At 65.9% G+C, this 8,084-nt stretch carries 9 protein-coding genes and 1 pseudogene; 7 read left to right on the top strand and 3 right to left on the bottom strand.

Going from position 1 to position 8,084, the window contains the following annotated elements; translation table 11 throughout:
* Positions 1-416 (bottom strand): hypothetical protein (locus tag AB0333_RS16770; RefSeq protein ID WP_366219813.1); only part of this gene is annotated, 416 nt, incomplete at its 3' end.
* Positions 417-545 carry a hypothetical protein gene (locus AB0333_RS16765; protein WP_345354574.1) on the bottom strand — a complete coding sequence of 43 codons (129 nt, stop codon included), beginning with the start codon at positions 543-545 and terminating at the stop codon, positions 417-419.
* Between the two features lie 18 nt (positions 546-563).
* Here AB0333_RS16765 and AB0333_RS16760 point away from each other — a divergent pair, with 18 nt between their 5' ends.
* Genes AB0333_RS16760 through AB0333_RS16730 form a run of 7 tightly spaced genes read left to right on the top strand, consistent with a single transcriptional unit; the run spans position 564 to position 7,572 of the window.
* Positions 564-1,019, top strand: a complete 456-nt coding sequence (locus tag AB0333_RS16760; protein WP_366219812.1) for a hypothetical protein — start codon at positions 564-566, stop codon at positions 1,017-1,019.
* Positions 1,012-1,947: a complex I subunit 1 family protein gene (locus AB0333_RS16755; RefSeq protein WP_345354570.1), complete on the top strand. Its 936-nt coding sequence runs from the start codon at positions 1,012-1,014 to the stop codon at positions 1,945-1,947. Before AB0333_RS16760 ends, AB0333_RS16755 begins: the two co-directional genes overlap by 8 nt.
* Positions 1,948-1,950: 3 nt before the next feature.
* The gene (locus tag AB0333_RS16750) at positions 1,951-2,514 is read left to right on the top strand and encodes an NADH-quinone oxidoreductase subunit J (protein WP_345354568.1); all 564 of its coding nucleotides are present in this window, start codon (positions 1,951-1,953) and stop codon (positions 2,512-2,514) included.
* 17 nt (positions 2,515-2,531) lie between these two features.
* Complete coding sequence (locus tag AB0333_RS16745) at positions 2,532-2,813, top strand: NADH-quinone oxidoreductase subunit K (RefSeq protein ID WP_345354566.1); 282 nt, start codon at positions 2,532-2,534, stop codon at positions 2,811-2,813.
* Entirely contained in the window at positions 2,810-4,642 is a 1,833-nt protein-coding gene (locus tag AB0333_RS16740) for a proton-conducting transporter membrane subunit (protein WP_345354564.1), read from the top strand. Before AB0333_RS16745 ends, AB0333_RS16740 begins: the two co-directional genes overlap by 4 nt.
* Positions 4,643-4,644: 2 nt before the next feature.
* Entirely contained in the window at positions 4,645-6,135 is a 1,491-nt protein-coding gene (locus AB0333_RS16735) for an NADH-quinone oxidoreductase subunit M (protein WP_345354562.1), read from the top strand.
* A gap of 15 nt (positions 6,136-6,150) precedes the next feature.
* Entirely contained in the window at positions 6,151-7,572 is a 1,422-nt protein-coding gene (locus tag AB0333_RS16730) for a proton-conducting transporter membrane subunit (protein ID WP_345354560.1), read from the top strand.
* 162 nt (positions 7,573-7,734) lie between these two features.
* Here AB0333_RS16730 and AB0333_RS16725 read toward each other — a convergent pair.
* Positions 7,735-7,989, bottom strand: a pseudogene (locus tag AB0333_RS16725) (four-helix bundle copper-binding protein); the annotation flags it as partial.
* Positions 7,990-8,084: the final 95 nt, after the last annotated feature.

Genomic DNA, 8,084 nt, shown 5'->3' with positions numbered 1-8,084 from the left:
ACCACAGCGACCACGAAAGTCACAACGGTCACGAAGACCACAGCCAGATGGACCACAGTGGCCACGGCAGTCACGGGGGCATGGACCACAGTGGCCACAATCAGGAGGACCACAGCGGCCACGAGGACCATAGCGGCCACGGCCAGATGAACCACGGCGACCATGCCGGCCACGAAGATCCCGACCACAGCGACCACGAAAGTCACAACGGTCACGAAGACCACAGCCAGATGGACCACAGTGGCCACGGCAGTCACGGGGGCATGGACCACAGTGGCCACGGCAGTCACGGGGGCATGGACCACAGTGGCCACAGCGGCCACGGGGGACATGGTGGGATGGATATGGCTCCTGAGGGGATTTCTTTGGCGCAGGGTGGGCAGGATCGGGACGGTCTTGAGATGGATGTGTTGCACCTACCGCTTGGTCCTGTGCTTCCGTTCTGGCCGGCTGGTCTGGTGCTGGACTGCTCGCTGCAGGGTGATGTCGTAGTCGATGCTGCGGCGTCCGTTGTTGACGGTTCCGACCATGGGTCCAGAGCGCATGACTCGCAGCCTGGTCTTATGCTTGCGGTTCGGTGTGACGACGTCATGGCGCTGTTGGCGCTGGCCGGAGCCGATGATCTGGCGGCTCGTGCCCGCCAGGTTCGCGACGCTTTGTTGCGTGGTGATCAGGTTGCCGCCCGGGATGGCGTCGAGCGGTTGTACCGCACGGTCCGGAGGTCTTGGTTGTTGCGCTGGTCTCTGCGGGGGGTGCTGGTGCTCGGTCAGTCTGATCTGGAACGTCATGGTCTGCCGGAGGGTTGTCGGGGCGACGCCTACGACCGGCTGTTGTCAATGGTGCAGCGGGTCCGGGTTGAGGTCGGCGGTACGGGTCCGGTGCTGGTGGACGATGGCGTATTTCCGTGGCAGATGGTGCCGCACTTGGTGACTGGGTTGGAGCTGGCCACTGTACGGCTGGCCGTGGCTAGTTTGAGTCTGGGGCCGTTCCCAGTCGCCCAGGAGGTGAGGCATGCCTGAGGATGCGGTGGTGGCCGTTCCTGCTGTGTGGGCGGTGTTGGCCGGGGTGATCTTGTGCGGCCTGGCTTTCTTCGCGGTAGCTCTTGATGCGGTGCTATCGGCCCGGGCGCAGGGCGTCGGCGGGGGGTGGGCTGCGCCGTTGAGTCGTACTGCCCGGTTGTTGCGGCAGCGCCGGCGCACAACCGTGGCCGCGGACACTCTGCTGTGGCGCGTCGGTGGCGCTGGGATGTTTGTGGGCGCGTTCTTGATCGTCGCGGTGATCCCGTTTGGCCGGTGGACGTTGGCTGATCTCGATGTGGGTGTTGTGTGGTTCAACGCCGTCGATGTCATGGTCTGGGCCTTGGTGTGGCTGGCGGGGTGGGGAGCGAATTCGACGCACAGCCTGGTGGGTGGTTACCGGTTCCTGGCTCACGGGTTGGCCTACGAGCTGCCGTTGATGTTTGCGCTGGTGGCCCCGGCGATCGCTGCTGGCAGTCTCGCGGTCGGGGATGTGGCTGCCGCTCAGGAGGGCCTGTGGTTCGTGGTGTGGATGCCCGTGGCGTTTCTTGTCTACTTGGTCGGTGTGATGGGTTTTTCCGTGTGGGGCCCGTTCGCCCCGGCCCTTGCCGCAGACATCGCCGGTGGGGTGTTAGCTGAGCTTTCGGCGGTGGACCGTCTGGTCTTCCAGGCCGGGCGTTATATGTTCCTGGCCGCCGGGGCTGCGTTTTCGGTGCCGCTGTTCTTAGGTGGGGGTGCCGGGCCGTGGTTGCCGGGTTGGGCCTGGGTGTTGGTCAAGGCCGTGGCGGTGTTGGCCGTGCTGGTGTGGCTGCGCCGCAAGGTTCCCCTGTTGCGCCCGGATCGGTTCATGGAGATCGGGTGGATGGTGCTGCTCCCGGCCGCTGTGGTCCAGGATCTGGTCGTGTCTCTCGTTGTTGTCTGGGAAGGCTGAACCATGCTGATCGGAATCGCGTTCTGGGTGCTGGCCGGGGTCGCTGTCGCCGCTGGTGTGGTGGTGTTCGTGGTGGATTCCATGGCCCGAGCTACCTATGCGCTGGCTGTGTCGTTCATTGCTGTGGGTGTGCAGATTCTGCTGCTGCAGCAGAACTATCTTGGGCTGATCACGATCTTGATGATGGTCATGGAGATGGCGGTGATGGCGGTCTACATGGTGATGTTCATGGGCATGAATCCGGCGCTGATGCCGATGGATATGACCCACGGGAAGAAGACGGCGATCGGCGCCTCGGTTGGTGTTTTCGTGCTGTTGGCAGGCGGTGCCGTGCTCATCCCGTGGCCGCAGCGCCGCGGCGGGCCGCCCGACGACCTCACGCACGTACTCGGTTTGGAAATCATGGGCGAGAAGATGTTGGTCATGGCTGTGGTGGGTCCTGTCATGGTCGCGACTATCGTCGCCGGGGTGGTCCTGGCCGCCCATCGCACCCGTTATGACCGGTTCGGTGATGATCTGCGCCGGCGTCCGGCTGATGATCCCCAGTCGGGGGGTGTGGGCCGGTGACTCTCGAAGCTGTGTTGGTGGTCGCTGCCGCGTTGTTCGCGGTGGGTCTTTACGGGGCCTTGTCTCAGCAGGTCGTCGTAATGGTGATGATGGGCCTGGAGCTGATGATCAACGGGGTGTTGTTGGCTGCCGCCGGGTTCTGGTGGTTCCTGGCCCCAGATCCGTCTGGGCAGGTTCTGCTGTTGGTGGTGCTGGCGGCGATGACTGTGGAGATGGCTATGGGTTTTGCCGTGGCCACGTTGTTACACCGCCGGCGGCAGACGGATATGACCGATATGGCCGAGGAGTTGTCCCGGTGACCGGGGCGCAGGCAGCCCTCTTGGCCATGGTTGTGCTTCCGGCTGCCGTGGGTGTTGTGCTCGCCCTGACCCGGGCAGGCCGGTTCGCGGCCCCGATCGCGGTGGTGACTGCCGGGCTGACGACTGTTCTGGCGTTGGGCACTGCGTTGGCACGGCCGGCGGTGTCGTACCCGTTCGTGGCCGGGGCCGACTTCGTGTTGGAAGTCGACGCTCTTGCAGCGTTGACCGTGCCGATGGTCTCCGCGGTGACCTTCCTGGTGCTGGTGTTCGCGGCCAGGAGCATCCGGCAGTCACGGGCTCGTTTCCATGGGCTGATGCTGATCTTCTCGGCGGTTGCTCTGGCCACCGCGACAGCTGCCAGCCTCCCGGCGCTGCTGTTCGCTTGGGAGGTGATGGGGGCGACCTCGTATGCCTTAATCGGGTTCTGGTGGCGGGACTCTGGCCGCGTTTCGGCGGGACTGACGGCCTTCATCACGACTCGCACCGCTGATTTGGGTCTCTATGTTGCCGCTGGCGCCGCGCTGGCTGGTGGGGCGGGCATGGCCCTGGCCGACCTGCCGGCCGCGCAAGACCCGTGGCGCCACGTCGCCGCAGCCGGGATCCTGGTGGCGGCCTTGGGCAAGGCTGCGCAATTGCCGTTCTCTTTCTGGCTTTCTGGGGCGATGAAGGGCCCCAGTCCGGTGAGTGCGCTGCTGCACTCGGCGGCGATGGTCGCCATGGGCGGATACTTGTTGTTGCGTGTGGAGCCGTTGCTGGCCTCGACCGGGTGGGCCGGGCCTGCGGCAGCCTGGATCGGGGTGCTCACAGCGGTACTCATGGGGGTCGTGGCATTGGGGCAGCGGGAGCTCAAGCAGCTGTTGGCGGCCTCCACGGTTGCCCAACTGGGCTTCGTGGTGCTTGCAGCCGGTGTGGGTGCCGTCAGCGGTGGCGCCGCCCACCTGGTCGCACACGCTTCGGTCAAGGCTCTGTTGTTTCTGGCTGCCGGTGCGTGGTTGACGGCATTGGGCACCGAGGAGATCGCGAAATTGCGGGGTGTGGCCCGTCGGTGGCCGGTTGTGGGTGTGGCCGCGACTGTGGCGGCGCTGGCCTTGGCGGGGGTTGCTCCGTTGTCCCTGTGGGCCACGAAGGACGCCGTGCTCACCGCCGCGCTCGAGGCTTCCCCGTGGCTCTACGCTGCCGGACTGGTAGCTGCTGCACTGTCGGCGGCCTATGCCGGCAAGATCCTGTGGGCGATCTGGCGCCGCCGTACCCACACGGAAGTCCGGGCTGAGGGCACTGGCAAAGTCAGTGCCCTGGAACAGGCCCCGCTGGTCGTGCTCGCTGTCGCGGCGGCCGTGCTCGGTGTGCTCGCCCTGCCCCCGCTCAGCCGCATACTCACCGACGCCCTGGGTGGACATGGTGAAGTCTCGGTTGCCGAACTGGCCGTCTCGGCCGGGATCGCTGCGGCCGTAGTGCTGCTGATGCTCAGGCTGCCTGCCCCTGAGCCGGGGTGGGCTCTCGGGTGGCTAGGACTGGAGACGGCCGCACACGCCGTGATCGTCCGCCCGTCGCTGGCCCTAGCACGCGCCCTGGCGCGGTTCGATGACCGCGTCTTGGACCGGGCCGTGAACGCCCTGGCTGGGACGATGCCCGTGCTGGCGCGGGCTGCCAGCCGGGCTGACGACGACGGGGTCGATCGGGGTGTTGCCGTCATCGCCGGCCGGGTTCGCCGGCTCGGACAGCTGGCCCGGGTCCCGCAAACCGGGGCCGTCCACCAGTACTTCCTCCAGACCGTCGCGGTGCTCGCCGTCGGCGCCGTGATCTGGTCTGTCTACGCCGTGATGGGATGAACATGCTCAGTCTGATCGTCTTCCTGCCCGTGGCTGTCGCCGCCGTCGTCGCCGCGGTGCCCGCGATCGGTCCCGCGGCCGCCCGGTGGGTGTGGGTGGCCGTGAGTGCTGTGGAATTGGTGCTCATCGGCGTACTCTGGGCCCGTTACGAGGATCCGGGGCTGGGCAGGTTGGCGTTCGAAGAGCAGGTGCCATGGATCCCGGGAGTCAACAGTAGCTACCACGTCGGTGTCGACGGGCTGTCATTGCCCCTGCTAGCCATGACAGCGATCGTGTTCCTAGCGTGTGCCATCTACGCGCTGAGAGACTCCGAACGACCCCGCGCACAAACGGCACTGTTCTTGTTCCTCCAAGGTGTGAGCCTCGGGCTGTTCGTGGCCGCCGACCTCATCTTGTTCTTCGTGTTCTTCGATCTGTCCATCGTGGGCATGTACTTCGTCATCGCCGGGTGGGGCCACGGTAACGCTGCTCGTTCGGCGCTGAAGTTCTTCCTCTACACGTTCCTGGGTTCCCTGGCCCTGCTGCTGGGCTTCATCGGGCTCTACGTGGCCTCGGATCCACATACCTTCGACATTCCCGAGCTTGTCGCAGCCACCCCGTTGGAGGGCAATCCACTGGCCGGCGGGTTGGTGTTGGCAGCGATCCTGGTGGGGTTGGCCGTGAAGACGCCCACTGTGCCCTTCCACACTTGGCTGCCCCCGGCTCACACCGATGCCCCGGCCACCGGCTCGGCCGTGCTGGCAGGCGTGCTGCTCAAGATGGGTACGTATGGGTTCGTGCGCATTGCCATGCCGATCCTGCCCGAGGCGTGGCAGTCCTGGGCCTGGGTAATCGTGGCAATCGGTATCGTCTCGGTGCTGTACGGAGCGTTCGTGGCACTGGCCCAGACCAACCTCAAACGGATGATCGCTTACACCTCGGTCAACCACATGGGCTATATCATCCTGGCCCTGGGCGCGGTCGGCCTCATTGTCGATGACACCGCCCAAGCCCGTTCTGTGGCAGTCACCGGCGCGGTTGTGCAAATGGTCAGCCACGGGCTGATCACCGCCGCGCTCTTCTTACTGGCCGGGGTGATGCACGCCCGGGCCGGTACCTACGACATGGGCTCCTACGGGGGCCTAGCAACCGCTGCCCCGCGCTATGCGGCACTGTTCGCCGTCGCAGCGTTCGCCTCCCTGGGCCTGCCCGGGTTATCCGGGTTCATCGCCGAGTTCCAGATCTTTGCCGGCAGCATCGCAGTCGCCCCGGTCACCGCGATTGCGCTGCCGGGCATCCTGGTCACCGCCGCTTTGTTCCTGCTGGCGCTGCAGCGCGTCTTCACCGGTCCCATGCGGGGCCAGTCGCCCGGGTTCGGAGACCTGCGCGGCCGGGAACTGTGGTCGATCGGCCCGTTACTGGCCCTATCCCTGCTTATCGGAGTACTGCCCCAGGTGTTGCTCGAAGTGATCGAACCGGCCTCGGCAACCCTCGTGAACCTGGTCGGGAGGTAGCCGGTGGACGTCTCGATGCAGATGCAACCCGCACTGTTACTACCCGAAATCATCATCTTCGTCGGCGGCCTCGTCGTCCTGCTGGGCGGATCATTCCTACCCCGCCACCGACAGTGGATCGCCCGCGCCGTAGCCGCCTTAGCCCTGCTGGGCGCCGCGACCGCCGCCGCCCTGGCCATGGCCGGTCCCCCACAAGCCGCGTTCGCCGGCACCTTCGCCGTGGACACCGCCACCGGTGCCGCTCGAGTGATCGCCGCCATCACCACCCTGTTGGTGTTGGGCGTGGCCTCCGGAGAGATCGCCGGCTCCCCCCGGGAATCTGACACCTACGCGCTGCTACTCTTCGCCACCACCGGAGTCATGGTCCTGGCCGGGACCACCGACCTCCTCGTACTCATCGTCGGATTCCTGCTTGCCAGCATCCCCCTGTACGCCATCGTGGGACTCACCGGCGGCGCCGCTGGGGCCGAAGCTGCCATGAAAACCTACTTCATGGGGGCGCTGTCCGGGATTGTGCTCATGCTCGGAGTCACCGTGCTCTACGCCCTGGCCGGTGGCACCAACTACGACCGACTCGCCAACGAGCTGCCTGCAGCACCAGCCGCAGCCGTGGGCGTCGGCGTGCTGTGTGTACTCGCCGGGTTGCTCTTCAAAGCCGGCGGGGCACCTGCCCACTTCTGGGTGCCCGACGCCGCACAAGGCACCGGCGCCACCGCCGCGACATTCCTCACCACCGTGCCCAAGATCGGAGCACTAGTCGCCATCTACCGGCTCGTGGCCACGGTCTCGGCCGGGAACGATTCCTGGCTGATCGTCGCGGCGATACTGGCCACAGTCTCGATGTTCCTGGGCAACCTCGCCGCCTATTGGCAGCGCGATCCTCGCCGGCTGCTGGGCTGGTCGACGGTGGCCCAGGTCGGGTTCCTGCTCGTGCCCGTAGCCGCCGCCGGGCGCAGCGACCTCGCACTGCCCGCACTGCTGTTCTACCTCGCCGCCTACGCCCTGACCAACGTTGCCGCTTTCGCCGTCACCGCAGCGCTGCCCGAACACCGAGAACTGACTGCTTATCGGGGTCTGGCTCGCGCCCGCCCCGGGCTGGCACTGACACTGCTTATCGCGCTGCTCGGACTGGTAGGTACCCCACCGCTGGCCGTGTTCGTCGGCAAGCTCACCACCGCCACCGCCGCCTGGGACGGCGGGCACGGCTGGCTAGCCCTGGTGGTGATGCTTAACAGCGTGCTCAGCCTCTTCTACTACCTGCGCTGGTTCGGTCCCGTTTACGCCCGACCACCCAAGAATTCTCCTGGCTTCCCCCGCCCCGGCGGGGCGGCCACTTGGCCGGCGACCACCGCCGGTGCGGCCGCCACAGCCAGCCTGGCACTCGGCATCCTGGCCGGTTTCCTATGGGCTGCGTTGGAAGGGCCTGTGCTGTTCTAACGATGACAGCCCAATACCTTGGATAGCCCCTGGTACTTCGGGACTTGCCATGCAGTAGACGTCACAGACATCACCACAACATCTAGTGGTGGGGAGAGCCGGGCTTCTCATGTGGGTGGCAGGAACGTGGTTCCTGCCACCCACAACCATTCCGTACCAGGATCAGCCCAGGGATGTCAGTAAATCGGCGCAAGCCTGCTCACACCGGCGGCATGCCTCCGCACAAACGCGGCAATGATCGTGCATCTCAGCGTGCTTCTCACACTCCTCAGCGCACGTCTGGCACACCTTCTGACACGTCTCCAGTACGGAGCGAGTGACATCGGCGTTATAGCCGGTGCGCCGTGAGAGAACATTTCCGGTCGTTACGCAGATGTCGGCGCAATCCAGGTTCGTGCGAATGCACGTAGTCAGGTCAAGTAGTGCCCCCTAAAGTGGTGTAGCCCACGGTGGCCAGTTCGTCGCTCGCGACGTAAAGCGCGGCCACCGTGTGATCCGTCGAGGAAACTCTC

This window comes from Citricoccus sp. NPDC079358 (assembly GCF_040702545.1).
Lineage (GTDB): Bacteria > Actinomycetota > Actinomycetes > Actinomycetales > Micrococcaceae > Citricoccus.
Note: the sequence above shows the minus strand (reverse complement) of the source record. Positions and strands in the feature narration are given on the sequence as shown.